Source organism: Streptomyces sp. NPDC055749 (genome assembly GCF_053617235.1).
The window spans coordinates 49,440-74,299 of record NZ_JBSHFH010000023.1; the positions used below are offsets into that span (position 1 = coordinate 49,440).

The following is a 24,860-nucleotide window of genomic DNA, read 5'->3' on the forward strand; positions in this document are numbered from 1 at the left end:
ATATGACGACGCCCGAAGATCCCGCGCCCTTCTCCACCGCCCGCCTGGACGCGCTGCCGCTGCGGACCGGGTACGCGGACGAGATGGCTGCCGTACTCGCCGACCCGGCCCTGCACGCGTACACGGGAGGCGCCCCGGAGGACGCGGATGCCCTGCGCGCCCGCTACGCACGCCAGACCGCCGGTTCGCCGGACCCCGCCGAGCGCTGGTGGAACTGGGTGCTCCGGGTGCGTACCGACGGCTGCCTGGCCGGCTACGTACAGGCGACGGTGCGTGACGGGCAGGCGGAGATCGCCTGGGTGGTGGGGACCGGGTGGCAGGGCCTGGGGTACGCGAAGGAAGCGGCGAAGGGCCTGGTCGCGCACCTGCTGGACGCGGGAGAGGTCCGTACGGTCATCGCGCACATCCACCCGGACCACGCCGCGTCCGCGGCTGTCGCCGCGGCGGCCGGGCTCGTACGCACCGGCGTGCGGGAGGACGGCGAGATCCGGTGGCGGGCGGACGCGCCGGGCGCCTAGGGTCCCTCACCATGACCGAAGCCGACTTCCTGAGCGCCACCCGCACGTCGTACGACGCCTTCGCCGACGAATACGCCGCCACCTTCCAGGACGAACTGGCGGCCAAGCCCCTCGACCGGGCGGTACTGACGAGCTTCGCCGAACTCGTACGGGACGGAGGCCGTGGGCCCCTGGCCGATGTGGGCTGCGGGACGGGCCGGGTGACGAAGTATCTGCACGAGCTGGGCGTGGACGTGTTCGGCATCGACCTGTCCCCGGGGATGCTGGCCGTGGCCCGGCGCCACTGTCCGGGCCTGCGGTTCGAGGAGGGGTCGATGCTCGGCCTCGACCTGCCGGACGGGGCGCTGGGCGGGCTGTTGGCCTGGTACTCCACGATCCACGTTCCCGATGAACAACTGCCGGGTGTGTTCGCCGAGTTCTTCCGGGTGCTCGCCCCGGGTGGTCACCTCCTGCTGGGGTTCCAGGCGGGAGACGGGGTGAAGCACCGGACGGAGGCGTTCGGGCACGACATCGACCTCGACTTCCGGCGTCGCCAACCGGAGTGGGTGGCCGGTCTGTTGGCCGAGGCAGGGCTCACGATGAAGGCGCGGGTGGTGCGCGAGATGGACGACGAGAGCGACTTTCCCGAGCTGACCCCGCAGGCGTTCCTGATGGCCCGCAGGCCGGGGGGTGTCTGACGGGCGGGCGAGGGTGGGGTCAGCTCCGGCGCTGTCCGGCCTTGACCAGATCCGCGACGTCGAGCGTCACGTCGGCGCCGATGGACGCGGGGAGCGGAGCCTCCTGGCCGGGGGCGTACACCTCGTGTCGGTCATATCCACCGGCCTGGGGCTCGGTCAGGACGTGGACCCGGCTGTGCTTACGGTCGACGATCACGTAGACCGGAATCTTGGCTTCGGCGTATGCGGCGACCTTGTTGCGCAGGTCGTTCTTGTAATTGCCGGAGGTCACCTCCCCCCGGTCGAGTGAAGCAGAAACGGCCCTGCTCACGTTTCGTGTGCAGGGCCGTCCTCGTACGCGTAACCGCTACAGCTTCTCGATCACGTAGTCGATGCAGGCCGTCAGTGCCTGGACGTCCGACGGGTCGATCGCCGGGAACATCGCCACGCGCAGCTGGTTGCGGCCCAGCTTGCGGTACGGCTCCGTGTCGACGATTCCGTTGGCGCGCAGCACCTTCGCGACCGCCGATGCGTCGATCTCGTCCGCGAAGTCGATCGTGCCGATGACCTGCGAGCGCTTCGCCGGGTCGGTGACGAACGGGGTCGCGTGCTTGGACTCCTCGGCCCAGCCGTACAGGTTCTGCGCCGACTGCGCGGTGCGGCCGGTGGTGAAGTCCAGGCCGCCCTGGGTGTTCATCCACTTCAGCTGCTCGTTCAGGAGGAACAGCGTCGCCAGGGCCGGGGTGTTGTACGTCTGGTTCTTGAGGGAGTTGTCGATCGCCGTCGGAAGCGAGAAGAACTCCGGGACGTGGCGGCCCGACGCGTGGATGCGCGCCGCGCGGTCCAGGGCTGCCGGGGAGAACGCCGCGATCCACAGGCCGCCGTCGGAGGCGAAGGACTTCTGCGGGGCGAAGTAGTAGACGTCCGTCTCGGTGATGTCGACCGGCAGGCCGCCCGCGCCCGAGGTGGCGTCCACCAGGACCAGCGCGCCCTCGTCGGCACCCGCGACGCGCTTGATGGGCGCGGCGACACCCGTCGAGGTCTCGTTGTGGGTGAAGGCGTACACGTCGACGCCCGCCTCGGCCTTCGGGTCCGGGTGGGTGCCCGGGTCGGAGGCGATGACGGTCGGGTCGGCCAGCCACGGGGCAAGCTTGGCGGCCTTGGCGAACTTCGACGAGAACTCGCCGAAGTTCAGGTGCTGGGACTTGGAGTCGATCAGACCGTGCGTCGCGACGTCCCAGAAGGCGGTGGAGCCGCCGTTGCCCAGGATGACCTCGTATCCCTCGGGGAGGGAGAAGAGGCTGTGCACACCGTCACGTACCTCGCCGACCAGGTTCTTGACCGGAGCCTGGCGGTGGGACGTACCGAGGAGGGAGGTGCCGGTGGCGGCCAGCGCGTCGAGCGCCTCCGTCCGCACCTTGGAGGGACCGGCGCCGAAGCGTCCGTCGGCGGGCTTGATGTCAGCGGGGATCTGGATGTCGGCCACGAGCCGGAGCGTAGTCGGTCCGGTGGACGGTCGAGGACCGTGTCCGTCGGATGAGACGCGTGCTCCAGCTCGTGGACGACGCCCGTGTCAGCCCAGGTCGACCGGGAGTTCGAACAGGTCGTTCTGGGTGACGATCGGCTTGTTACGGAGTTCGGAGGCGGGGACGGCGAGGTCCAGCTCCGGGAAGCGCTCGTAGAGCGCCGGGAGGGCGACACCTGCTTCGAGGCGGGAGAGTGCCGCGCCGGGGCAGACGTGCGGGCCGTGGCCGAACGCGATGTGGCGGTTCGGGGAGCGGGTTACGTCGAAGTCGCCCGCCGTCGGGCCGTACTGCTCCTCGTCGCGGCCGAGCGCGCCGAAGGAGACGATCAGGGCTTCACCCTTCGGGAGGACCCGGTCGCCGACCGGGACGTCCTCGGTCGCGAAGCGGATCAGGACGTGCGAGGTGGGTGTGTTCCAGCGCAGCGTCTCCTCGATCACGTTCTCCCACGCGACCTCGCCGTTCAGCACGCGCTTGCGCTGCTCCGGGTGGGTCTGGAGCGCCTCCACGACGTTGACGATCAGGCTGATCGTCGTTTCGTGACCGGCCGCGATGATGAGCTGGAGGGTGTTGACGATCTCCTCGTCGCTCAGGTGGTCGCCGTCCTCGGATGCCGCGATCAGGGCGCTCGTCAGGTCGTCGCCCGGGGTCGCCCGCTTCTCGTCCACGATCTTCGTGAAGAGCGCGCCGAGGTCCGCCATCATCTGCGGGACCTCCTCCGGCGGCGTCTGCGTCGAGAAGAACTTCTCGAACAGCTCCTTGAGGCGGGGGTGGTCGGCGGCGTCCACGCCCATCAGTTCACTGATGACGTTCATGGGAAGCGGGTAGGCGAACTCCGCCTTCAGGTCGACCGTCTCGCCCTTGGGCAGCGCGGAGAGGCGGTCCAGGCTCGCGTTCGTCAGCGCCTCGATGCCCGCCCGCAGCCGCTCCACCCGCTTCACCGTCAGCGCCTGCGCGACCAGCGTGCGCAGCCTGCGGTGATCGGCGCCGTCCACCGTCAGCATGGAACGGCCCGGGTTGGCGAGCCCGATCAGCGGCCAGTCCATGGGTATCTCGCCGCGCTGCCAGGCGCCCCAGACGTTGATGTCCTTCACGACGCGGCTGTCGGTGAGCAGCGCACGCGCCTCGGCGTGGCGGGTGACGGCGTAGCAGTGCACCCCGCCCGGCAGCTCGACCTCGGCCAGCGGTCCCGCGGCACGCAGTGCGGCGCTCTCCGCGTCAAGGTCGGCGACGAAGGGGTCGAGGACGATCCGGGTCATTTCTGGCCTCCAGAGGCGGTTCCGAGCGCGGGCGTGGGAGTGAAGAGGACCGGCAGGGCGGTGAGGCCGCGCAGCCATGGGGAAGGGCGCCGCGTCAGCTCCGCCTCCGGGACCGCGAGGTCGACGTCCGGCAGCCGGTCGAGCAGCACCTCGATGCCGGTACGGGCGATGACCTCGGCGGTCTCCTGCGCGGGGAACGGGCAGCGGTGCTCGCCGTGGCCGAACGACAGGAACGCGCTGTTCCCGCCGGTGAGCGAGGAGCCGTCGGTACGCACCTGGGGATCGCCGTTGGCCGCGGCGATCCCCAGGAGCAGCAGATCGCCCGCCTTGATGTGCCGGCCGCCGAGGCGGGTCTCGCGGGCGGCCCAGCGGCCGGCCACGTTCTGGGTGGGGCTGTCCTCCCAGAGGACCTCGTTCATCGCCTCGCCGACGCTGTGCCGGCCGCCGGCGAGCGAGGCCGCGAACCGGTCGTCGGTCAGCATCAGCCGCAGCGAGTTGCCCATCCAGTCGGCGGTCGGCTGGTGGCCCGCCGCCATCATGACCATCAGGTCCTGGGTGACCTCCTCGTCCGAGAAGCCGTCGGTGTTGGCGAGCATCCGCGTCACGACGTCCTCCCCCGGCTCGGCGTGCTTGTCGGCCAGCAGCTGGATCATGGACGAGGCGAGATGCAGCTGCCCGGCGAGCGCCCGCTCGCGGCCGTCGATCATGTCGTTGATCGAGCCGACGAGCGCCTCTCCGGTCTCGTTGGAGAAGCCGTAGATCTTCGCCAGTACGAGGGCGGGGAGCAGCATCGCGTACTCGGCGATGATCTCCGTACGGCCGGTGGAGCAGAACCGGTCGATGAGGGCGTCCGCGAACTCCTCCGCGTACCGCTTGAGTGCGAACGGGTCCACGCCCTCCAGCGCGTCGCTGATCATCGCCGCGCGCAGGCTGTGCCGCTCGCCGACGGTGTAGAGGATGGAGGGCTGCTTGCGGCCGATCATCGGCAGCAGGGGCCAGTCGTCCGGGATGCGGTCCCACTGGTTCCACAGGTCGGAGTCCCGGCTGAACAGCACCGGGTCACTGGTGACCTGGTGCAGCTCGCGGTAGCCGAGGATCAGCCAGGCGGGCACGTCGCCGTCGAGCACGACCGGGGCGACGGCGCCGTGGTCGCGGCGCATGTCCCGGTACAGCTGCACGGGGTCGGTCTGGAACCGCGGGCCCGACAGCGGTACGGAGCCGTGGGTCACGGGGCACTGGTTCACGAGGTGGGCTCCGGGGTGCTGGAGGCCAGGGCCGCGTCCCGGTTGCGGGCGGCGGCCAGCTGCTGGAGGTGCTCGACCAGGGTGATCAGCACGTACTTGCTGGACGACCGGTCCCGGGCGTCGCACTCGACGAGCGGTACGTCCGGGGAGAGGTCGAGCGCTTCCCGTATCTGCTGCTCGCTGTGGAACGGACCGCCGAAGTCGTTGCACGCGACGATGAACGGCGTCCCGTGGTGCTCCAGCCGGTCGATCGCGTACCAGGAGTCGGAGAGCCGCCGGGTGTCGACGAGGACGACGGCGCCGAGCGTGCCGGAGAACAGCCGGTCCCAGAGGAACCAGAAGCGCTCCTGTCCCGGCGCGCCGAAGAGATACAGCACCGAGCGCGCGTCGAGTGTGATCCGGCCGAAGTCGAAGGCGACCGTGGTGGACGTCTTCGACTGCACGCCGTCGAGGTGGTCGACGGCCTCGCCCGCGCGGGTCATGGTCTCTTCCGTGTTGAGCGGACGGATCTCGCTCACGGAACGGACCATGGTGGTCTTGCCGACCCCGAAGCCACCGACAATGACGATCTTCAGTCCGTTGTCGGCCGTGGCCTGCAGGGCGGCACGGTCAGAGGTTGCGGAGTCCAACGAGCACCTGTTCCAGGATGTCGGGGTCGGGGAGCCGGTCCGCGACACGGGCAGTACGGGGGTGCCGGGCGCTGATCCGGCCGGTGTCGAGCAGATCGCACAGCATGATGCGCACGATGCTGACGGGCAGGTCCAGGCTCGCGGCGATCTCGACGACGGCGGACGGCCGCTCGCACATCCGCAGGATCGCGACGTGCTCCGACTGCATGCCGGCGGACGGCTCGCACTCGGAGACGACGAGCGTCACCAGGTCGAAGGCGGCCGAATCGGACCGGCTGCGGCCCCCGGTGAGGGTGTAGAGCCGGTCCGGGTCGTCGTCGCGGCCCGGGCGGCGACGGGGCGCCGCCGTCATACGTCCGCGGTTTCCGCGGCCTGCGCTCCGGCCGCCGTTTCCGCGTGGGTTCGGGGCGGGGCGACGAGGTGCTCGCCGAGCTGCTCGACGAGCTCGCTCATGTTGTGGCCGACGAGGCCGACGTCGGAGTCCTCCGACGCGACGACCGCGAGATGGGCACCCGCGCCCGCCTCCACGATGAACAGCACCCCGCCGTAGAACTCGGCCATCGCGGACCGTACGCCGCCGGTGCCGTCACCGAACTCGATGGACGCGCCGTGCGACAGGCTCTGGATGCCGGCGGAGATCGCGGCGAGCTGGTCGGCCTGGTCGACGGAGAGCTCCGGGGTGCGGCACAGCTTGAGGCCGTCCCGGGACAGGACGAGGGCGTGCCGGGTGCCGGGAGTGCGTTCGAGCAGCCCCTCCAGCAGCCAGTTGAGCTTCTCGTCGGTGGTCGCGGTCATCGGGTGTTGCCTTCCGGGTGCGGGGAGTTGGCTCGTACCGCCTTGCTGAAGGTGCTGAAGCGGGCTGCCTGGACCTTCGGGTCGGTGGTACGGGGCCGGGAGGTGTCGGCGTCGTCCGAACCGACGGTGCCGGTACGGGACTCGGCGGCGGCGAGGGTGCGTCCGCGGCGGCGCTTGGGGAGGCCGCTCTCGCCGAACCGGGGGAGTGCGCCCGCCGTTTCCGACGCGGAGGCGTGCTCCTCGCGGGGCTCGGGCAGCTCGGCTTCCGGTGCGGCTTCCGTGTCAGGAGCGGGTACGGGTACGGGTACGGGAGCCGGGATCTCCGGGGCCGCGGCCGGGGCCGCCGCACGGGAGATGAGTTCGTGCGGCAGCATCATCAGCGCGCCCGTACCGCCGCGCGCGGAGGGCCGGAACGAGACGGTGAGGCCGTGCTTACGGGCCAGCCGGCCGACGACGGCGAGGCCGAGGCGGGTGCCGGAGATGCCGGTGAGGTCCTGGTTCTCGGACGACACGGCACGCTCGGCGCGGCGCAGCTGCACATCGCTCATCACCAGGCCGCTGTCCTCGACGGTGATGACGATGCCCGCCGGTACCTCTTCGACGTACACATGCACTTCGGCGGTGGGCGGCGAGAAGTTCGCCGCGTTGTCGAGGAGTTCGGCGAGCGCGTGCATGATGCCCTCGGCCGCGTGCCCGGCGATCGCGACGTCACTGGTGGAGTGCAGCCGTACGCGCTGGTAGCTGCCGATACGGCCCATCGCGCCGCGCAGGATCGACTCCATCACGATCGGCTTCGCCCAGCGGCGGCCGGAGCGTGCGCCGGTCAGTACGGCGATGGAGTCGGCCAGCCGGCCCGCCTGGGCGGTGCGGTGGTCCAGGTGCAGGAGATCGCCGAGTACGTCCTCCGCGGTGTGCCGGTGCTCCATCTCGCGGAGGTCGGCCAGCATGCTCGTGGCCAGGGCCTGCATCCGGCCCGCGGCGTTGGCGCAGGCGGCCACGGCCGCGGAGCGCTCGGTCTCGCTGCGGGTGGCGCGGGTGGTCAGCTGCTTCACCTCGGCGGTGAGGCGGTCGGACTCCGCGGCGGCCTCGGAGGTGACCCGGGACGTCTCGGCCGCCGCCTGGGCGTTGACCCGGGCGGTCTCGGCGGTGAAGCGCTGCGCCTCGGCGGCGGAGGACGAGACGAGCCGTGAGGTCTCGGCGGTGAACCGCTGGGCGTCGGCGGCCCGCAGCGTGCGCAGGCCGCGTGCGGTGAGCAGGGAGTGGACGGCGACGGTCACGGCGGCGGTGAGCAGTACGGCGGCGGAGCCCGCCCCCCAGGCCAGCGGGGTCCGTACCGTTGCGGGAGCGACGGCGACGGCCCACAGGGACAGAGAACCGGTTACGGCTGCCGAGACCAGCAGGGCGAGTGCGGTCGGCCGGAATATAGGGCGCAATCGGAGTCCTTGGGGGCGGACGGTACGGGTCGGGGCAATCAGGGCGCTTCATTTCATGAAGGGCGGAACGTTATAACTGGAGCTGACTATTCCTGATCAAGTCTCGGCAACTATAGGAGAATTGACGACTTGTTTGGGGATTCTCTGTGGTCATTTCTGTTTGATTTCCCGGTGGGGCCCACCAGTGGCGGGGGTCGGACGCCGGACGCCGGACCGCCCGAGAAGCCGGGCGGATAGGCTGAGTGGCCCGATGGAGGAAGCAGGGAACCGTGGACGCGCAAGGCCGTGGTCGGGGCGAGGCTGTCGACCCCGCTGACCAGTGGGTACTCAACCCGGACACCGGCGATTACGAACTGCGACTGACTCCGTCCGCAGGGCAACCGTCCGCGCCCCCCGTACCCGGCCGCTCCGCGCGTCGCCGCTCCGGAAGCGGCGAACGCGGCGCGGCATCCGGCGAACGCGGCAAAGCGCCCGGCGAACGCGGCACCGTGCCCAGCCAGCGAGGACGCTCCTCCCGGCAGCCCGCCGCACAGCAGACCGGGCGCCGCAGGCCCAAGCAGAAGGCCAAGAAGAAGAAGGCCCTGATCTGGACCGGCGGGGTCATGGCGTTCCTGCTGGTCGCCGTCGGCACCGGCGCCTACCTCGTGTACCAGCACTTCAACGGCAACATCACCGCCGTAGCCGACGACGGCGCCGGTACCGGGGGCTTCAGCAAGGACCGCGCGATCAACGTCCTCGTGATCGGCACGGACAAGCGCACCGGCGCGGGCAACGAGGGGTACGGCGACGCGGGCAGCGTCGGTCACGCCGACACCACGATCCTGCTGCACGTCTCCAAGGACCGTACGAACGCCACCGCGCTGAGCATTCCGCGCGACCTGATCATCAACATCCCGGACTGCCCGACCAAGCAGAGCGACGGCTCGATGAAGGACATCCCGGCAACACCGGGCAAGCGGTTCAACGAGAGCCTTGGTCAGTACGAACGTACGCCGAGCTGCACCATGCGCACCATCACCGAGCTGACGGGCATCAAGGCCGACCACTTCATGGTGGCGGACTTCAACGCGGTGAAGACGCTGACCAACGCGGTCGACGGTGTCGACGTCTGCCTGGCCAAGGACATCGACGACGACAAGTCCCACCTCAAGCTGCCCAAGGGCGAGCACACGCTCGACGGCGAACAGGCCCTGGCCTTCCTGCGCACCCGTAAGTCCGTCGGTTTCGGCGGTGACCTGAGCCGTATCGAGCTCCAGCAGCAGTTCCTCGGCTCGCTGATGCGGAAGCTCAAGTCCAACGAGACGCTCACCAGCCCCACGAAGATGTTCAAGCTCGCCGAGGCCGCGACCAAGGCGCTGACGGTCGACGACAAGATCAGCGACATCAATCAACTCCGCAAGCTCGGCATGGAGTTGAGCTCCGTCGACATGAAGAACATCACGTTCACGACGGTGCCGGTCATCGACAATCCTGCGGAGAAGGTCAAGGCCACCGTCGTCCTGGACGAGGCGAAGGCTCCGCAGCTCTTCTCGATGATCCGCGAGGACATCTCCCTCACCGAGGTGAAGAAGCAGAAGAAGGCCCAGGCGGCGGCCAAGCTCAAGGGCCCCCGGGCCGCGTCGGCGGACGTACGGGTCGATGTCTTCAACGGCGGCGCCCCGGCCGGTTCCGCGCAGGACGCCATCGACTGGCTGCAGAACTCGGAGGGCGTGCTCAAGTCGAGCAACATGGCCAACGCACCCGAGAAGGTCACGAAGACCCAGCTCGTCTACGCGCCCAACCAGGCGGACCAGGCCCGTCAGCTCGCGGACCTGATGGGCCTGTCGTCCTCGGCCCTGAAGCCGACGACCGAGGCGGCGGGCGAGACGGACCCGATGCAGCTGACCCTCGGCCCGGACTTCAAGGAAGCCGGCACCCCGCTGACCCCGCCGACGAAGACCCCGGAGGGCATTCAGCGGGTGGAGGCCGACAAGTCGGTCTGCGCGAAGTAGCCCTGCGGGGTTTCTTCTACGTCTCTTTCCGCGTTCCGCCGACGATCTCCCTGGCCAGGGCTGCGAGCTCCGGCAGTGCCGGGTGCCCGGGTGCGTCCCGCCGGGCGAGGAGGACCGGGACGGGCGGGGCGTCGTCGAGCGGCCGGTAGGCGACTCCGGCGTGCGGGTGCATGGCGGCCGTGGACACGGCGGAGACCCCGGAGGCGCGGCCCGCCGCGATGGCGGTCAGCCAGTCGTCGGTGTTCGCGACGGTGAGCGTGGTGGTGGGCCGGTCGTGCGGCGGCCAGAGGTCGAGGGTGGTGATGCCGGAGACGGTGTTCAGGACCACGGGGCCGTCCGACAGATCGGAGAGGGTCAGCGAGGTGCGGGCGGCGAGCGGCCCGTCCGCGGTCACGGCCGCGACCCGGTCCTCGGTGAACAGCACCTCGGTGACAAGGCCAGGGGTGTCGACCGGCCCCCGCAGCAGCGCCGCGTCGACCTCGCCACGCGTCAGGCCCGCCGTGCGGTCGTCGATCCGCAGCAGTTCGAGGGGGGTCCTCGGGTGGCGTTCGTGCCAGGCCCTGAGCAGCGGTGTCGTGTACGGGCCGAACGCGGACCAGGCGTGTCCGATCCGCAGCGGCCAGTGGCGCAGCCGGTCCGGGTCGACCGCCTCGTCGAAGGCGGCGACCGCGGCGGCGGCCTTGTCGCGGAAGGCGGCGCCCTCGGCGGTGAGGGCGAGGTGGTGGGTGGAGCGGTCGACGAGCCGGACGCCCAGATGTTTCTCCAGGGCCGCGAGGGTGCGGGAGACGGCGGGCTGGGTGAGGTTGAGGCGGGCGGCGGCGCGGGTGACGTTGCCCTCGTCCGCGACGGCGAGGAAGGCGCGCAGGTGCCGCAGTTCGATGGAGCGGCCGGTGGCGGGTCCGGTGACGGGTCCTGTGCTCATGCGTGCGGAGCATAACCGGAGCGCAAGAGGCATTTCACGCGAACCGCCCGCGTCTCTACGGTGGAGGGACGAGCCGCACGCATCAAGTGCAGTATCTTGGATCAATCAGTACATTGAAGTGCACTGAACTCAAGTGAACTCAACTGACTGACTCAAACGAAACCTCTCTCCCGGAAGGCCGGACCCAGGTGGACGTCCCGAGCAGTGCCGCACAACCGGCCGCAGCAGCGGTCTCCGTACCCGAGGCGGTTTCCGCGCTTCCCGGGCCCGAGGCCGGCAAGCAGCGCCGCCCCGGCGGCCGGGGAGCGGCGCTCGGTCCGGTGGCGCTGGTGGTCGCGGGCGGTCTCTCGGTCCAGTTCGGAGCGGCGATCGCGGCCCTGCTGATGCCGAGGGCCGGCGCCCTCGGCGTCGTCACCCTCCGGCTCGTCGCCGCGGCCGTGGTGCTCCTGATCGTGTGCCGCCCCAAGCTGCGCGGCCACTCGCGGGCCGACTGGGGCACGGTCCTCGCGTTCGGCGCCGCGATGGGCGGCATGAACATCCTCTTCTACCAGTCGATCGAACGGATCCCGCTGGGCGTCGCGGTCACCCTGGAGGTGCTGGGCCCGCTCGCCCTCTCGGTGATCGTCTCCCGCCGACTGGTCAATCTCATCTGGGCGGGCCTCGCCATGGCCGGTGTCTTCCTGCTCGGCGGCGGAGGCGTCGGCAGCCTGGACCCGCTCGGCGCGGCGTACGCACTCGCGGCGGGCGCCATGTGGGCGGCGTACATCGTGTTCAGCGCCCGCACCGGCCGCCGCTTCCCCCAGGCCGACGGCCTGGCCCTGGCCATGGTCGTGGCCGCGGCCTTTTCCCTCCCCCTGGGCATCCTGGACGCGGGCTCGAAACTCCTGGTCCCGTCCACGATCGCCCTGGGCGCCGCGGTGGCCCTGCTGAGCTCGGTCCTCCCGTACACCCTCGAACTCATCGCCCTGCGCCGCCTCCCCGCCTCCACCTTCGCGGTCCTGATGAGCCTGGAACCGGCCATCGCCGCCGCCGCCGGCTTCCTGATCCTCGACCAGGCGCTCTCCACCACGGACGCCCTGGCCATAGCCCTGGTGATCGGCGCGAGCATGGGCGCGGTACGCAGCCAGGTGAACGCCGCACGCCGCCCCGCATCGGACCTCTGAACCGGCCGCTTCCCCGGACGTCGCCGCCGCGCCGGGGCGGCTTCCGGGAGGCAGGATGGGAGGGGGCGAAGGAGGTCGGCCATGAAATCCACTGAGCCCGAGGGTCTCTACTCCCACACCCCGTCGCAGGCCGAGGGCGAGCGCGACGAAACCAACGAGCGCAACAGCCCCGAGGTCCACAAGGAGGTCCCGAGGACGGAACCGTCGCAGGCCGAGGGTGAGCGCGAGGGCTAGCCCGCAGGCTTCGGCTCAGCTGTCCACGGGCAGGATGCGGAACGCGGTGAGGCCGGGCGTCAGAGGTGTGATGGCCCGGAAGTCCCGCTGGTCGAGCGTGAAGATGCGGTTGGTCTTGTACCGGTCCGCGAGAACCACACCCACCGCATCGGCGAGGTCCAGCCGCAGTGCCTCGTACTTCTGGCGCACTTCGTGAGCTGCGCCGAGGTCGGCGGGCCGCAGTTCGGCCAGTCTGTACTGGCCGTCCACCATGCGGGAGTTCAGCGCCTCCATGACCTGCATGGCCGCCGGGAACCCGAGGTCTCGGTGCACCAGGTGGTCCAGCTCGGTGATAACCAGCGGGGAGATGGCGAGAGTCTCGTTCTCGAGAATCTCCGCGGCTCCGGAGTGCTCCCGCTGCGCGGAATCGAAGGCGGCGTAGAGGGCGGAAGTGTCGGCAACGATGATCAACGGCGCGCAGCCCGCTCTTTGATGTGCTCGTAGACCGTGTCGTCCATGGCCTCGGGGCTGAGTTGGCGCCCGCTGTCGAAGACCGGAAGCTTCCGGCTCCGCTTGGGCCGTTCGGCGTCGTCGAGCAGGAGGGCGATGCCCCGCCTGATGAGTTCGGCCTTGCTGATCCCGGTGGCCGACGACTGGGCATCGAGTCGTACTTCCAGGTCTTCCGGGAGGTACACCGTCGTCTTTATCACGCCTCCAAGATACCACCTGCCATACGTAGGGCACCTGAGATGAGGGGCACGCTAGATCTGCCCTAAGTGGGGTTGACGGTGTCGAAATACAGCCGGTCATCGGCCGCGTCGAGGAAGAACCGCCCACTGGTGAGCTCGCCCGGATCGGGCCCCAGTACGTGGGTGTCGTACGCCGTGCTGCTCATCCACCGGGCCTGCTCGGGGACGAACTCTCTCAGCGGCTGCGGTACGGCGCCCGGCGTGGCGGGGGCGAAGGCGTATGCGGGATCGCGCAGAATCTTGGCGATGCTCCCTGCCGGAAGACGGACGATGCCAACGGCGCGGTAGCGCGGGTCGGGGCTGGGCGGGCCCAACCGCCCGGACCCCACGCCATCCCGGTCGTAAAGGAGCCATCGCGGCTCCGACAGTCGGCCCGCCTCACCGAATACGTCCTGCAACGGTGCTACATCGGTACGCACCCGCTTGTGGTCCGGCACCGACTCCGGCGTATCACTGATCGCGTACACGCCCCCGCATACCGCCGCGGTAGCTCCCACTGCGAAACCCAGTGAGAGCCAGGCCCGCCGACTCACTCCGAACGACCGCTTCATGAGCCCCCGCTCTCCGATGCGACCTCCCTTGGCCGGGACGCCGCCGCCGAGCGTATCCGCAGGGTGTCCTCACCGGTCGGCCACGGGAAGCCTGCGCTCATCGGTACGCCTCCGACCTTCGAAGCACGCTCCCGTCACCACGTGCACGGCCGGTCCAGCTCGTGGATGGAGTCCGCCAGTTCCGCCGGGCGGGTGGGCCAGCTCGTGTGGTGCCAGTGGGCGATCCGCCAGGAGAGCCGGCGGGGCCACAGGGGGGTGGTGGGGAGGTCTCGGACCGGGACCCACTCGGGGCGGCCCCCGTAGTTGTCCAGGGTTTCGGCGGGGCCGACCTCGCCTTCGGCGGCCATCAGGAAATAGTGGCCCCGGCCGCGCTCGCGCCAGGTCCTGGCCACCTCGCGGACCGGGGTGCCGCTCAGGGCGGTCTCCTCCATCAGCTCGCGTACCGCCGCCGCCTCCACGGTCTCGCCGTCCTCGACCCCGCCGCCCGGGATCTCGTAATGCGTGCCGCCGTCCTCGCACCTGATCAGCAGCATGCGGTCGTCCCGGATGACGACGCAGCCCGCGCGGATGCGGCGGGGCGGGGTGGTCGTCGGGTCGTGGTGGGGTGCCGTGCCCTGCGGTGGGCGGCCCTTGGACCAGGTGCGCAGGACCTGTTCCGCCGTGCCGAGCGGGTGGATACGGGCGTGCAGGGCCTCGGTCCAGGGGAGCGCGGCGCGCGGTCCGGGGGAGGGCGCGGTGCCGGTGCGGGGGAACGCGTAGAAGGGGCCTGTCTCGTCCCGGTGCTCTTCGAGGATCAGCTTGTCGCCGTCGAAGTGCACGTCCAGCGTGTGTGGTTGGTCTGTCATCTCAGGATTGTTCCGCACGTGCCGCACCTCGGGGGAGCGGGAGCGGAAAATAATGCAAGCATGCTTGCTTGCTTATCCGCTCGCTGACATGCTCCTGGGCACACCGCCACGCCCCGAGGGAGTGCACCGTGTCCGATGCCGCAGCCGTTTCCGTACTCGACGATCTGCGCGAGGAGAGCGCCGAACTCGACGCGCTGGTCGCCGAGTTGAGCGGGGAGGCGTGGGCCGGGCCCACGCCCGCAGAGCGGTGGACCGTCGCCCATCAGGTCGCGCATCTCATCTGGACCGATGAGGCCGTGCTGCTCGCCGTCACCGACCCCGACGCCTTCGCGGGGGAAGTCGCCAAGGCCGTGGCCGACCCCGACTCCTTCGTCGACCGGGGCGCCGAGGATCTGGTGGCCGCGCTGACGCCGGAGGAGCTGCTGACGCGGTGGCGGGAGGGGCGGTCGCGGCTCCAGGAGGCGCTGAGGTCGGCACCGGCCGGTGCCCGTTTCCCCTGGTACGGGCCGCCCATGGGGGTGGCGTCCATGGCGACCGGCCGGCTCATGGAGACCTGGGCGCACGGTCAGGACGTCGCCGACGCCCTCGGCGTCACCAGGCCGCCGACCGACAGGCTGCGGCACATCGCCCGGATCGGGGTGCGGGCCCGCGACTACGCCTTTCTCGTACGGGGGATGAAGGTGCCCGGGGAGGAGTTCCGGGTGGAACTCATGGCTGGTGACGGTGAGTTGATCGGCTTCGGGTCGGAGGGGGCGGCGCAGCGGGTCACCGGGCCGCTGCTCGACTTCTGTCTTCTTGTCACCCAGCGCGCGCACCGCGACGACCTCGCGGTCCGGGCCGTCGGGGCGGACGCCGACCAGTGGCTGGACATCGCGCAGGCGTTCGCGGGACCTGCGGGGCCGGGGCGCCCGGCGAGGGAGGGCCGCTGATGCGGCCCCTGCGGATCGGGAATGCCTCCGGGTTCTACGGTGACCGCTTCGACGCCGTACGCGACATGCTCACCGACGGCCCCCTCGACGTCCTGACCGGCGACTATCTCGCCGAGCTGACCATGCTGATCCTCGGGCGGAGCCGACTCAAGGACCCGGGGCGCGGGTACGCCACCACCTTCCTGCGGCAGTTGGAGGAAGGGCTCGGGCTCGCGCACGAGCGGGGGGTGAAGATCGTTGCCAATGCCGGGGGGCTCAACCCGGCCGGACTGGCCGACGCCGTACGGGAGTTGGCCGACAAGGTGGGCGTGCCCGTGCGCGTCGCCCACGTCGAGGGCGACAGCCTCCCCGTACCGGACGGGTTCCTCGCCGCCAACGCCTACCTCGGCGGTGCCGGGATCGCCGCGTGTCTGCGCGCCGGGGCCGATGTCGTCGTCACCGGGCGGGTCACCGACGCCGCCCTCGTCACCGGGCCCGCCGCCGCCCACTTCGGCTGGGGCCCCGAGGACCACGACGCGCTCGCCGGGGCCGTCGTCGCCGGGCACGTGCTGGAGTGCGGGACCCAGGCGACCGGCGGGAACTACGCGTTCTTCGGCGACCATGACGTTCGCAGGCCCGGGTTCCCGCTCGCCGAGATCGATGAGGACGGGTCCTGCGTCATCACCAAGCACGACGGTACGGGGGGTGTCGTCGACGTCGGCACGGTGACCGCGCAGCTGCTGTACGAGACCAACGGGGCGCGGTACGCGGGCCCCGATGTGACCGCCCGGCTCGACACCGTACGGCTGACGCAGGACGGCCCGGACCGGGTGCGGATCTCCGGGGTGCGGGGCGAGGCCCCGCCGCCCACCCTCAAGGCCGGGCTCGTCCGGCTCGGCGGGTGGCGCAACGAGGTCGTCTTCGTCCTCACCGGCCTCGATATCGAGGCCAAGGCGCGGCTGGTGAGGGAGCAGTTCGAGGACGCGTTCGGGCGGTCCGGCGCGCGGCCCGCCGAGGTGCGGTGGGAGCTGGCCCGTACCGACCACGCCGACGCCGGCAGCGAGGAGACGGCCAGTGCCCTCCTCCGGCTCGTCGTCCGCGACCAGGACGCGGAGGTGGTCGGCCGTGCCGTCTCCGGCGCGGCCGTCGAGCTGGCCCTCGGCAGCTACCCCGGCTTCCACGTCACCGCCCCGCCCGGGAAGGGCGCGCCCTACGGGGTGTTCGAGGCCGCCTTCGTACCGGCGGGCGACGTGGAACATGTCGCCGTCCTGCCGGACGGGGGGCGGGTACGGGTGGCCGAGCCCGTCGAGACGCGGGTCCTTGCCAATGTTGCGGAGCCTGCGTTGCCTTCATCGCTCCCCGCGGGGCCGACACGACGCGTCCCGCTCGGCCGGATCGCCGGTGCCCGCAGCGGCGACAAGGGCGGCGACGCCAATGTGGGGGTGTGGGTGCGCGGCGACGACGAGTGGCGCTGGCTGGTCCACGAGCTGACCGTCGAGCGCTTCAAGGAGCTGCTGCCGGAGACCGGGCCGCTCACCGTCGTACGCCATGTCCTGCCGGGGCTGCGTGCCCTGAACTTCGTCGTCCAGGGGCTGCTCGGCGAGGGCGTCGCCGCGCAGGCCCGCTTCGACCCGCAGGCCAAGGCGGTGGGGGAGTGGCTGCGGTCGCGGTGCCTGCCCGTACCCGTATCGCTGCTGGACGCCCTGCCGGAAAGCACGTCGGACACCACGGAGGTGAACGCATGACCGTCCTGCCCACCGCGCTCGACACCGCAGGTCCCGAGTACGCCGCGAACCGCGAAGCCATGCTCGCGAAGCTCGCCGAGCTCGACACCGAGCACGCCAAGGCGCTCGCGGGCGGCGGCGAGAAGTACGTGGCCCGGCACCGTAAGCGCGGAAAGCTCCTCGCCCGGGAGCGCATCGAGCTGCTGGTCGACCCGGACAGCCCGTTCCTGGAGCTGTCGCCGCTCGCCGCCTGGGGGAGTGCCTCCCCCGAGTACACAGTGGGTGCCTCGCTCGTCACCGGGATCGGGGTGGTGGAGGGCGTGGAGTGCCTGATCACCGCCAACGATCCGACCGTACGCGGCGGGGCCTCCAACCCCTGGACGCTGAAGAAGGCCCTGCGGGCGAACGAGATCGCGTTCGCCAACCGGCTGCCCTGCATCAGCCTCGTCGAGTCGGGGGGTGCGGATCTGCCCTCGCAGAAGGAGATTTTCATCCCGGGCGGGGCGCTCTTCCGTGACATCACCCGGCTGTCGGCCGCGGGCATCCCGACCGTCGCCGTCGTCTTCGGGAACTCGACGGCCGGTGGGGCGTACGTCCCCGGCATGTCCGACCACACCGTGATGATCAAGGAACGGTCGAAGGTCTTCCTCGGCGGTCCGCCGCTGGTGAAGATGGCGACCGGCGAGGAGAGCGACGACGAATCGCTCGGCGGCGCCGAGATGCATGCCAGGACCTCCGGTCTCGCCGACCACTTCGCCGTCGACGAGCAGGACGCGATCCGGCAGGCCCGGCGCGTCGTCGCCCGGCTCAACTGGCGCAAGGCACACGGCGATCCGGGGCCGGCCGAGCCGCCCAAGTACGACGAGGACGAGCTGCTCGGCATCGTGCCGGGGGATCTGAAGGTCCCCTTCGACCCGCGCGAGGTCATCGCCCGGCTGGTCGACGGCTCGGACTTCGACGCGTTCAAGCCGCTGTACGGAAGCAGCCTGGTGACCGGGTGGGCGCGGCTGCACGGCTATCCCGTCGGGATCCTCGCCAACGCGCAGGGTGTGCTGTTCAGCGAGGAGTCGCAGAAGGCCGCCCAGTTCATCCAGCTCGCCAACCAGCGCGACATCCCGCTGCTCTTCCTGCACAACACCACCGGCTACATGGTCGGCAAGGAGTACGAGCAGGGCGGCATCATCAAGCACGGGGCGATGATGATCAACGCGGTGTCGAACTCCAAGGTGCCGCATCTGTCCGTGCTCATGGGCGCCTCCTACGGCGCGGGGCACTATGGCATGTGCGGGCGCGCCTACGACCCCCGTTTCCTGTTCGCCTGGCCGAGCAGCAAATCCGCCGTCATGGGGCCGCAGCAGCTGGCCGGGGTGCTGTCGATCGTCGCCCGCGCGTCGGCCGCCGCGAAGGGGCTGCCCTACGACGACGAGGCCGACGCCGGGCTGCGCGCCATGGTGGAGCAGCAGATCGAGTCGGAGTCCCTGCCGATGTTCCTGTCCGGGCGCCTGTACGACGACGGGGTCATCGACCCGCGCGACACCAGGACCGTCCTCGGGATGTGCCTGTCCGCGATCCATACCGCACCGGTCGAGGGCGCCCGCGGCGGCTTCGGCATCTTCCGGATGTGAGGACGAACATGATCAGCTCCCTCCTCGTCGCCAACCGGGGCGAGATCGCATGCCGGATCTTCCGCACCTGCCGTGAGCTGGGCATCTCCACCGTCGCCGTGTACTCGGACGCGGACGCCGGAGCCCTCCACGTACGGGAGGCGGACACCGCCGTACGTCTGCCGGGGGCCGCGGCTTCCGATACGTATCTGCGCGGCGATCTCGTCGTCGCAGCCGCGCTCGCGGCGGGCGCCGACGCCGTCCATCCCGGGTACGGGTTTCTCTCCGAGAACGCCGGGTTCGCCGCCGCCGTGCAGGACGCGGGGCTCGTCTGGGTGGGGCCGCCGGTCAAGGCCATCGAGCTGATGGCGTCCAAGACCCGCGCCAAGGAGCTGATGGCAGCCGCCGGTGTGCCGCTCCTCGCACCCGTGGACACGGCCTGCGCCACCGACGACGATCTGCCGTTGCTGCTCAAGGCGGCGGCGGGCGGGGGTGGGCGCGGGATGCGGATCGTACGGGAAATGGGCGAACTGCGCGGTGAGTTGGAGGCCGCTTCCGCGGAGGCCGTCTCCGCGTTCGGGGACGGTGAGGTGTTCGCCGAGCCGTACGTCGAACGCGGCCGGCACGTCGAGGTCCAGGTCATGGCCGACGGGCACGGGGCCGTGTGGGCGCTCGGCACCCGTGACTGCTCCCTCCAGCGTCGTCACCAGAAGGTGATCGAGGAGGCCCCCGCGCCCGGACTCGACGACGCGCTCAGGGACCGGCTGCGCGACGCCGCCGTCGCCGCCGCGCGGGCCGTCGGGTACGTCGGGGCGGGCACCGTCGAGTTCCTCGTATCGGCCGAGGGCCGCCCGTACTTCCTGGAGATGAACACCCGCCTCCAGGTCGAACACCCCGTGACGGAAGCCGTGTTCGGGCTCGACCTCGTCGCCCTGCAACTGCGGACCGCCGAGGGCGAACCGCTGCCGGCCGACGGGCCCCCGCAGCCGCGCGGCCACGCCGTCGAGGCCCGGCTCTACGCCGAGGACCCGGCGCGTGACTGGCAGCCGCAGACCGGACCACTGCTCACGCTGGAGGTGCCCGAAGAACCCGGGCTGCGCCTCGACACCGGGTACACCGGCGGCGACACGGTCGGCGTGCACTACGACCCCATGCTCGCCAAGGTCGTCGCCCACGCGCCCACCCGCGCCGAAGCCGTACGCCACCTGGCCCGCGCCCTGGAACGCGCCCGCATCCACGGCCCCGCCACCAACCGCGACCTGCTCGTACGCTCCCTGCGCCACCCGGACTTCGCCGCCGCCCGCCTCGACACCGGCTTCTACGACCGCCACCTGGACGAGCTCACACACCGGCCGGAAGGCCGCGAGCTCGCCGCACTCGCCGCCGCCCTCGCGGACGCCGCGTCCCACCGGCCGGGCCCCGCCCGGTTCGGCGCCTGGCGCAACGTCGCCTCGCAGCCCCAGACCAAGCGCTACCGCTCCGAACCCGACGGCGCCGAGACGGACGCCGCCTACCGGACCACCCGTAACGGTCCCGTCCCCGTCGCCGACGTCCACATCGTCGCCGCGCACCCCACCCGGGTCACCCTCGAAACCGGCGGCGTCACCCGGCACTTCACCGTCACCGCCCACGAGGACCGGGTGTACGTCGACACCGCCACCGGCTCGCACACCTTCACCGCGCTGCCCCGCTTCACCGACCCCGCCGAACGCACCGAACCCGGCTCCCTGCTCGCCCCCATGCCCGGCACCGTCGTCCGCCTCGCGGACGGACTCGCGCCCGGCGCGGCCGTCGAGGCCGGGCAGCCGCTGATCTGGCTGGAGGCGATGAAGATGGAGCACCGCATCCTCGCCCCCGCCTCCGGCACCCTCACCGCACTCCACGCCGCACCCGGCCGTCAGGTCGAGGTCGGCGCCCTGCTCGCCGTCGTCACCGATCCCGCAGCACCGGAGGAGAACGTATGAGCACCGCCATCGAAACCGAAGAGCACCAGGCCCTGCGCGCCGCGGTCGCCGCCCTCGGCAAGCGCTACGGCCGCGACTACATGACCTCACTCGTCCGCGAGGGGGAACACCCCCGCGAACTGTGGGCCGAGGCCGCCAAGCTCGGCTACCTCGGGGTGAACCTTCCCGAGGAGTACGGCGGCGGGGGCGGCGGCATGGCCGAACTGTCCATCGTGCTGGAGGAGTTGGGAGCAGCCGGTTCGCCGCTGCTGATGATGATCGTCTCCCCGGCCATCTGCGGAACCGTCATCGCGCGCTTCGGCACCGAAGCCCAGAAGCAGCGGTGGCTCCCCGGGCTCGCCGACGGCAGCATCACCATGGCCTTCGGCATCACCGAACCCGACGCCGGGTCCAACTCCCACCGCATCACCACCACCGCCCGCAAGGACGGCTCAGGACCTGACGCCGAGTGGGTGATGACCGGGCGCAAGGTCTTCGTCTCCGGCGTCGACATAGCCGAGGCGACCCTCATCGTCGGCCGCACCGAGGACGCACGCTCCGGCAAGCTCAAGCCCTGCCTCTTCATCGTGCCGCGCGACGCCCCCGGCTTCCAGCGCTCGCAGATCGACATGGAACTCCAGGCCCCGGAGAAGCAGTTCGAGCTGGTGCTGGACGACGTACGGCTGCCCGCCGACGCCCTTGTGGGCGACGAGGACGCGGGGCTGCTCCAGCTCTTCGCCGGTCTGAACCCCGAGCGCATCATGACCGCCGCGTTCGCCCTCGGCATGGGCACGTACGCGATCGCCCGCGCCGTGGAGTACGCCCGCACCCGGCAGGTGTGGAAGGACCCCATCGGCGCCCACCAGGCCATCGCCCACCCGCTCGCCCAGTCCCACATCGAACTGGAACTGGCCAGGCTGATGATGCAGAAGGCCGCACGGCTCTACGACGAGGGCGACGACATGGGCGCGGGCGAGGCCGCGAACATGGCGAAGTACGCCGCCGCCGAAGCCTGTGTGAGGGCCGTCGACCAGGCCGTCCACACCCTCGGCGGCAACGGCCTCACCCGCGAGTACGGCCTCGCCTCGCTCGTCACGGCGGCCCGCGTCGCCCGGATCGCGCCCGTCAGCCGGGAGATGATCCTCAACTTCGTCTCGCACCAGTCGCTGGGACTGCCCAAGTCGTACTGATCGCAGGGTGCCGGGGTCTCCCCAAGCCGTACCGGCAGGGGAGATTCTGGCTCTCCACACCCGCACCGCCACCACCGGTCGAAGGGGACTGTCATGGTGTTCAGCAGCGAGTACGCAGACGTTCCGGCCCTCAATGTGCCCATCCACGAAGCCGTTCTCGGACAGGCCGCCGCATTCGGCGACACCGTCGCCCTGGTCGACGGGACGAACGGCCTCACGGTCACGTACGCCCAGCTCGACACGTTCCACCGCCGCATCGCGGCGGCCCTCGCCGAAGCCGGGCTGCGCAAGGGTGACGTCCTCGCCCTGCACAGCCCCAACACCATCGCCTACCCGGCCGTCTTCTACGGGGCGACCAGAGCCGGGGCCGCCGTCACCACCGTCCACCCGCTCGCCACCGCCGAGGAGTTCGCCAAACAGCTCGGCGACTCCGGGGCGCGCTGGATCGTCACCGTGTCCCCGCTCCTGGATGTCGCGCGCGAGGCCGCAGCGCTCGCCGGAACCGTCCGGGAGATCTTCGTCTGCGACCAGGCCGAAGGACACACATCCGTCCTCGACATGCTCGGCTCCACCGCCCCGGAACCACAGATCACCATCGACCCCGCCGAGGACATCGCCGCCCTCCCGTACTCCTCCGGCACCACCGGCGCCCCCAAGGGCGTCATGCTCACCCACCGCTCCATCGGCACCAACCTGGAACAGCTGCGCCCCTTCATCCCGATGGCCCCCGGCGACACCATCCTGGCCGTGCTCCCCTTCTTCCACATCTACGGCCTCACGGCTCTGATGAACGCCCCGCTGCGCTGCGGCGCCACCGTCGTCGTGCTGCCGCGCTTCGACCTCGCCCAGTTCCTCGGCGCGATCGAGAAGCACCGCATCAGCGGGCTGTACGTGGCTCCGCCGATCGTCCTGGCCCTCGCCAAGCACCCGTCCGTCGGGCAGTACGACCTGTCGTCGCTGGAGTACATCGTCAGCGCAGCCGCACCCCTGGACGCCGGCACGGCCACCGCCTGCTCCGCCCGCCTCGGCCTGCCGCCCGTCCGGCAGGCGTACGGCATGACCGAGCTCTCGCCCGGCACCCACGTCGTCCCGCTGTCCGCCGACAACCCGCCGCCCGGGGCCGTCGGGAAGCTGCTCCCCAACACCGAGATGCGGATCGTGGCCCTGGACGACCCGGGCAAGGACGCCGGCACCGGCACCGACGGCGAAGTCCTCATCCGCGGACCGCAGGTGATGAAGGGCTACCTCGGCCGCCCCGAAGCCACCGCCGACATGATCGACAGCGACGGCTGGGTGCACACCGGGGACATCGGGCGCGTCGACGACGAGGGCTGGCTGTTCGTCGTCGACCGCGTGAAGGAACTCATCAAGTACAAGGGCTACCAGGTCGCCCCCGCCGAACTGGAGGCGCTGCTCCTGGGCCACGAACAGATCGCCGACGCCGCGGTCATAGGGGTCTACGACGCCGAAGGCAACGAGGTACCCAAGGCGTACGTGGTGCGCCGGCCCGGCGGCGAGGAGCTGACTGAGGAGGCCGTGATGGCGTACGTCGCCGAGCGCGTCTCCCCGTACAAGAAGGTCCGGCGGGCCGAGTTCATCGACGCCGTACCGCGCGCGGCCTCCGGGAAGATCCTGCGGCGCGAACTGCGCGACCGCGAGAAGGAGAAGAACACGTGACCCTCGCCCCACCGACCCACGCCGAGGGCATCACCACCCTCACCCTCGACTCGCCGGCGAACCGCAACGCGCTCTCCGCGCGGCTCGTCGGCGAGCTCGGCGAAGCCCTGGACGCGTGCGCGGCCGACGACACCGTACGGGCGGTCGTCCTCACCCACACCGGCAACACGTTCTGCGCCGGTGCGGACCTGAAGGGACCGGCCGACCCGGCGGCGTTCGTCGCGCTCATGCGCCGGATCGTGGCCCTGCCCAAACCGGTCGTGGCCCGGGTCACCGGGCATGTCAGGGCCGGTGGCCTCGGGCTGCTGGGCGCCTGCGACATCTCGGTGGCCGGGCCGGACGCGAGCTTCGCGCTCACCGAGTCCCGGCTCGGCCTCGCCCCCGCCGTGATCTCGCTGCCGCTGCTGGCCCGCATGGACCCGTCCGCCGCCGCCCGCTACTTCCTCACCGGCGAGCGCTTCGACGCCACGGAAGCCGCCCGCACCGGCCTGATCACCCTGGCCGGGGAGGACGTGGACAAGGCGCTCGAACCCGTACTGGACGGACTGCGCAGGGCCTCACCGCAAGGGCTGCGGGCATCCAAGGAGCTGGTCACGGCTACTGTGCTGAAGAATTTCGACCAGTACGCCGAAGACCTCATCGCGCGCTCGGCAGCCCTCTTCACCTCGGCCGAGGCACGGGAGGGGATGACGGCCTTCCTCGAACGACGGGACCCCGCATGGGTGTTGTGACACTACAGAGGACACCGATGCCGAAGACACCGAAGCAGGACCGGAGCCGCGCCACGCGCCTGCGCCTCCTCGAAGCCGCGGTGGCCTGCCTCGCCGAACACGGCTGGGCGGGCTCCACGGTCTCCGTCGTCGCCGAACGCGCCGGGGTGTCGCGCGGCGCGGCCCAGCACCACTTCCCGACCCGCGAGGACCTGTTCACCGCGGCCGTCGAGTACGTCGCCGAGGAACGCTCCGCGGCCCTGCGCGCCCTGCCCGTCCAGGGCCGCACGGAGGTCGTCGCCGCCCTCGTCGACCTCTACACCGGACCGCTCTTCCGCGCCGCGCTCCAGCTCTGGGTAGCCGCGTCCAACGAGGAGCAGCTCCGCCCCCGTGTCACCGAGCTCGAAGCCCGCGTCGGCCGCGAGACCCACCGCATCGCCGTCGGACTCCTCGGGGCCGACGAGGAGAGGCCGGGTGTACGCGAGACGGTCCAGGGACTCCTGGACATGGCCCGCGGCCTCGGCCTCGCCAACCTGCTGACGGACGACACAGCACGCCGCCGCAGGGTCGTCACCCAGTGGGCGGCCCTGCTGGACGGCGTGCTGGACTGATC

Annotated in this window: 25 protein-coding genes and 1 pseudogene; 13 read left to right on the top strand and 13 right to left on the bottom strand. The window is 71.0% G+C overall.

Annotated features, from left to right (window positions below; translation table 11 throughout):
• Nucleotides 1–2 precede the first annotated feature (2 nt).
• Together ACWGO0_RS19145 and ACWGO0_RS19150 are read left to right on the top strand one after the other, a co-directional pair.
• Nucleotides 3–518, top strand: a complete 516-nt coding sequence (locus ACWGO0_RS19145; protein ID WP_453535884.1) for a GNAT family N-acetyltransferase — start codon at nucleotides 3–5, stop codon at nucleotides 516–518.
• A gap of 11 nt (nucleotides 519–529) precedes the next feature.
• The gene (locus ACWGO0_RS19150; protein ID WP_453535887.1) at nucleotides 530–1,195 is read left to right on the top strand and encodes a class I SAM-dependent DNA methyltransferase; all 666 of its coding nucleotides are present in this window, start codon (nucleotides 530–532) and stop codon (nucleotides 1,193–1,195) included.
• A 19-nt stretch (nucleotides 1,196–1,214) separates the two neighbouring features.
• On the opposite strand, the pseudogene ACWGO0_RS19155 reads toward ACWGO0_RS19150, so the two are convergent.
• The 8 genes and pseudogenes from ACWGO0_RS19155 to ACWGO0_RS19190 form a co-directional block, all read right to left on the bottom strand.
• A pseudogene (locus ACWGO0_RS19155) lies at nucleotides 1,215–1,469 on the bottom strand (Uma2 family endonuclease); the annotation flags it as partial.
• Nucleotides 1,470–1,541: 72 nt separating this feature from the next.
• Nucleotides 1,542–2,660 (bottom strand): phosphoserine transaminase, encoded by a 1,119-nt coding sequence (gene serC, locus ACWGO0_RS19160; protein WP_453535890.1) that lies wholly within the window; start codon nucleotides 2,658–2,660, stop codon nucleotides 1,542–1,544.
• Between the two features lie 87 nt (nucleotides 2,661–2,747).
• Complete coding sequence (locus ACWGO0_RS19165) at nucleotides 2,748–3,956, bottom strand: cytochrome P450 family protein (RefSeq protein WP_453535893.1); 1,209 nt, start codon at nucleotides 3,954–3,956, stop codon at nucleotides 2,748–2,750.
• Nucleotides 3,953–5,200 carry a cytochrome P450 gene (locus tag ACWGO0_RS19170; protein ID WP_453535896.1) on the bottom strand — a complete coding sequence of 416 codons (1,248 nt, stop codon included), beginning with the start codon at nucleotides 5,198–5,200 and terminating at the stop codon, nucleotides 3,953–3,955. Before ACWGO0_RS19170 ends, ACWGO0_RS19165 begins: the two co-directional genes overlap by 4 nt.
• Nucleotides 5,197–5,829: a GTP-binding protein gene (locus ACWGO0_RS19175; RefSeq protein WP_453535899.1), complete on the bottom strand. Its 633-nt coding sequence runs from the start codon at nucleotides 5,827–5,829 to the stop codon at nucleotides 5,197–5,199. Before ACWGO0_RS19175 ends, ACWGO0_RS19170 begins: the two co-directional genes overlap by 4 nt.
• Complete coding sequence (locus tag ACWGO0_RS19180; RefSeq protein ID WP_453535902.1) at nucleotides 5,810–6,181, bottom strand: DUF742 domain-containing protein; 372 nt, start codon at nucleotides 6,179–6,181, stop codon at nucleotides 5,810–5,812. The genes ACWGO0_RS19175 and ACWGO0_RS19180 overlap by 20 nt, the downstream gene beginning before the upstream one ends.
• Nucleotides 6,178–6,624, bottom strand: a complete 447-nt coding sequence (locus ACWGO0_RS19185; RefSeq protein WP_453535905.1) for a roadblock/LC7 domain-containing protein — start codon at nucleotides 6,622–6,624, stop codon at nucleotides 6,178–6,180. The genes ACWGO0_RS19180 and ACWGO0_RS19185 overlap by 4 nt, the downstream gene beginning before the upstream one ends.
• Nucleotides 6,621–8,057, bottom strand: coding sequence for a sensor histidine kinase (locus ACWGO0_RS19190; RefSeq protein ID WP_453535908.1), 1,437 nt, complete (start codon nucleotides 8,055–8,057; stop codon nucleotides 6,621–6,623). Before ACWGO0_RS19190 ends, ACWGO0_RS19185 begins: the two co-directional genes overlap by 4 nt.
• A gap of 269 nt (nucleotides 8,058–8,326) precedes the next feature.
• Between ACWGO0_RS19190 and ACWGO0_RS19195 the strand changes: the two genes are divergently transcribed.
• Entirely contained in the window at nucleotides 8,327–10,048 is a 1,722-nt protein-coding gene (locus tag ACWGO0_RS19195; protein WP_453535911.1) for an LCP family protein, read from the top strand.
• Nucleotides 10,049–10,064: 16 nt separating this feature from the next.
• On the opposite strand, the gene ACWGO0_RS19200 is transcribed toward ACWGO0_RS19195, so the two are convergent.
• Nucleotides 10,065–10,970 (bottom strand): LysR family transcriptional regulator, encoded by a 906-nt coding sequence (locus tag ACWGO0_RS19200; protein WP_453535914.1) that lies wholly within the window; start codon nucleotides 10,968–10,970, stop codon nucleotides 10,065–10,067.
• 188 nt (nucleotides 10,971–11,158) lie between these two features.
• On the opposite strand from ACWGO0_RS19200, the gene ACWGO0_RS19205 reads away from it, so the two are divergent.
• Nucleotides 11,159–12,133: an EamA family transporter gene (locus ACWGO0_RS19205; RefSeq protein ID WP_453535917.1), complete on the top strand. Its 975-nt coding sequence runs from the start codon at nucleotides 11,159–11,161 to the stop codon at nucleotides 12,131–12,133.
• Nucleotides 12,134–12,214: 81 nt separating this feature from the next.
• Nucleotides 12,215–12,367 (top strand): hypothetical protein, encoded by a 153-nt coding sequence (locus ACWGO0_RS19210; protein ID WP_453535920.1) that lies wholly within the window; start codon nucleotides 12,215–12,217, stop codon nucleotides 12,365–12,367.
• 15 nt (nucleotides 12,368–12,382) lie between these two features.
• Here ACWGO0_RS19210 and ACWGO0_RS19215 read toward each other — a convergent pair whose 3' ends face one another.
• From ACWGO0_RS19215 to ACWGO0_RS19230, 4 genes are all read right to left on the bottom strand, one after another.
• Entirely contained in the window at nucleotides 12,383–12,817 is a 435-nt protein-coding gene (locus ACWGO0_RS19215) for a type II toxin-antitoxin system VapC family toxin (protein ID WP_453535923.1), read from the bottom strand.
• On the bottom strand, nucleotides 12,814–13,056 hold the full coding sequence (locus tag ACWGO0_RS19220) for a ribbon-helix-helix domain-containing protein (protein WP_453535925.1): 243 nt from the start codon (nucleotides 13,054–13,056) through the stop codon (nucleotides 12,814–12,816). Before ACWGO0_RS19220 ends, ACWGO0_RS19215 begins: the two co-directional genes overlap by 4 nt.
• Nucleotides 13,057–13,118: 62 nt before the next feature.
• Nucleotides 13,119–13,532, bottom strand: a complete 414-nt coding sequence (locus ACWGO0_RS19225) for a hypothetical protein (protein ID WP_453535928.1) — start codon at nucleotides 13,530–13,532, stop codon at nucleotides 13,119–13,121.
• Between the two features lie 248 nt (nucleotides 13,533–13,780).
• Nucleotides 13,781–14,491 (bottom strand): NUDIX domain-containing protein, encoded by a 711-nt coding sequence (locus tag ACWGO0_RS19230; RefSeq protein WP_453535930.1) that lies wholly within the window; start codon nucleotides 14,489–14,491, stop codon nucleotides 13,781–13,783.
• Between the two features lie 128 nt (nucleotides 14,492–14,619).
• Here ACWGO0_RS19230 and ACWGO0_RS19235 point away from each other — a divergent pair, with 128 nt between their 5' ends.
• The 8 genes from ACWGO0_RS19235 to ACWGO0_RS19270 all read left to right on the top strand — a co-directional run bounded on the left by ACWGO0_RS19235 (nucleotide 14,620) and on the right by ACWGO0_RS19270 (nucleotide 24,858).
• Nucleotides 14,620–15,420 carry a TIGR03084 family metal-binding protein gene (locus ACWGO0_RS19235; protein WP_453535933.1) on the top strand — a complete coding sequence of 267 codons (801 nt, stop codon included), beginning with the start codon at nucleotides 14,620–14,622 and terminating at the stop codon, nucleotides 15,418–15,420.
• Entirely contained in the window at nucleotides 15,420–17,144 is a 1,725-nt protein-coding gene (locus ACWGO0_RS19240) for an acyclic terpene utilization AtuA family protein (protein ID WP_453535935.1), read from the top strand. The genes ACWGO0_RS19235 and ACWGO0_RS19240 overlap by 1 nt, the downstream gene beginning before the upstream one ends.
• The gene (locus ACWGO0_RS19245) at nucleotides 17,141–18,748 is read left to right on the top strand and encodes an acyl-CoA carboxylase subunit beta (RefSeq protein ID WP_453535938.1); all 1,608 of its coding nucleotides are present in this window, start codon (nucleotides 17,141–17,143) and stop codon (nucleotides 18,746–18,748) included. Before ACWGO0_RS19240 ends, ACWGO0_RS19245 begins: the two co-directional genes overlap by 4 nt.
• Before the next feature lie 8 nt (nucleotides 18,749–18,756).
• On the top strand, nucleotides 18,757–20,691 hold the full coding sequence (locus ACWGO0_RS19250) for an acetyl/propionyl/methylcrotonyl-CoA carboxylase subunit alpha (protein WP_453535941.1): 1,935 nt from the start codon (nucleotides 18,757–18,759) through the stop codon (nucleotides 20,689–20,691).
• Nucleotides 20,688–21,860, top strand: a complete 1,173-nt coding sequence (locus ACWGO0_RS19255; RefSeq protein WP_453535944.1) for an acyl-CoA dehydrogenase family protein — start codon at nucleotides 20,688–20,690, stop codon at nucleotides 21,858–21,860. Before ACWGO0_RS19250 ends, ACWGO0_RS19255 begins: the two co-directional genes overlap by 4 nt.
• A gap of 93 nt (nucleotides 21,861–21,953) precedes the next feature.
• Complete coding sequence (locus tag ACWGO0_RS19260) at nucleotides 21,954–23,537, top strand: 4-coumarate--CoA ligase family protein (RefSeq protein WP_453535947.1); 1,584 nt, start codon at nucleotides 21,954–21,956, stop codon at nucleotides 23,535–23,537.
• Complete coding sequence (locus ACWGO0_RS19265; protein WP_453535950.1) at nucleotides 23,534–24,268, top strand: enoyl-CoA hydratase family protein; 735 nt, start codon at nucleotides 23,534–23,536, stop codon at nucleotides 24,266–24,268. Before ACWGO0_RS19260 ends, ACWGO0_RS19265 begins: the two co-directional genes overlap by 4 nt.
• The gene (locus tag ACWGO0_RS19270) at nucleotides 24,256–24,858 is read left to right on the top strand and encodes a TetR/AcrR family transcriptional regulator (protein ID WP_453535953.1); all 603 of its coding nucleotides are present in this window, start codon (nucleotides 24,256–24,258) and stop codon (nucleotides 24,856–24,858) included. Before ACWGO0_RS19265 ends, ACWGO0_RS19270 begins: the two co-directional genes overlap by 13 nt.
• Nucleotides 24,859–24,860 lie beyond the last annotated feature (2 nt).

Bases quoted from the DNA above. Each gene is read 5' to 3' on its own strand.
- ACWGO0_RS19240 (WP_453535935.1), top strand. From the start codon at position 15,420: ATGCGGCCCCTGCGGATCGGGAATGCCTCCGGGTTCTACGGTGACCGC.
- ACWGO0_RS19185 (WP_453535905.1), bottom strand. From the start codon at position 6,624: ATGACCGCGACCACCGACGAGAAGCTCAACTGGCTGCTGGAGGGGCTG.
- ACWGO0_RS19180 (WP_453535902.1), bottom strand. From the start codon at position 6,181: ATGACGGCGGCGCCCCGTCGCCGCCCGGGCCGCGACGACGACCCGGAC.
- ACWGO0_RS19165 (WP_453535893.1), bottom strand. From the start codon at position 3,956: ATGACCCGGATCGTCCTCGACCCCTTCGTCGCCGACCTTGACGCGGAG.
- ACWGO0_RS19150 (WP_453535887.1), top strand. From the start codon at position 530: ATGACCGAAGCCGACTTCCTGAGCGCCACCCGCACGTCGTACGACGCC.
- ACWGO0_RS19250 (WP_453535941.1), top strand. From the start codon at position 18,757: ATGATCAGCTCCCTCCTCGTCGCCAACCGGGGCGAGATCGCATGCCGG.
- ACWGO0_RS19200 (WP_453535914.1), bottom strand. From the start codon at position 10,970: ATGAGCACAGGACCCGTCACCGGACCCGCCACCGGCCGCTCCATCGAA.
- ACWGO0_RS19210 (WP_453535920.1), top strand. From the start codon at position 12,215: ATGAAATCCACTGAGCCCGAGGGTCTCTACTCCCACACCCCGTCGCAG.
- ACWGO0_RS19260 (WP_453535947.1), top strand. From the start codon at position 21,954: ATGGTGTTCAGCAGCGAGTACGCAGACGTTCCGGCCCTCAATGTGCCC.
- ACWGO0_RS19270 (WP_453535953.1), top strand. From the start codon at position 24,256: ATGGGTGTTGTGACACTACAGAGGACACCGATGCCGAAGACACCGAAG.
- ACWGO0_RS19245 (WP_453535938.1), top strand. From the start codon at position 17,141: ATGACCGTCCTGCCCACCGCGCTCGACACCGCAGGTCCCGAGTACGCC.
- ACWGO0_RS19145 (WP_453535884.1), top strand. From the start codon at position 3: ATGACGACGCCCGAAGATCCCGCGCCCTTCTCCACCGCCCGCCTGGAC.
- ACWGO0_RS19255 (WP_453535944.1), top strand. From the start codon at position 20,688: ATGAGCACCGCCATCGAAACCGAAGAGCACCAGGCCCTGCGCGCCGCG.
- ACWGO0_RS19230 (WP_453535930.1), bottom strand. From the start codon at position 14,491: ATGACAGACCAACCACACACGCTGGACGTGCACTTCGACGGCGACAAG.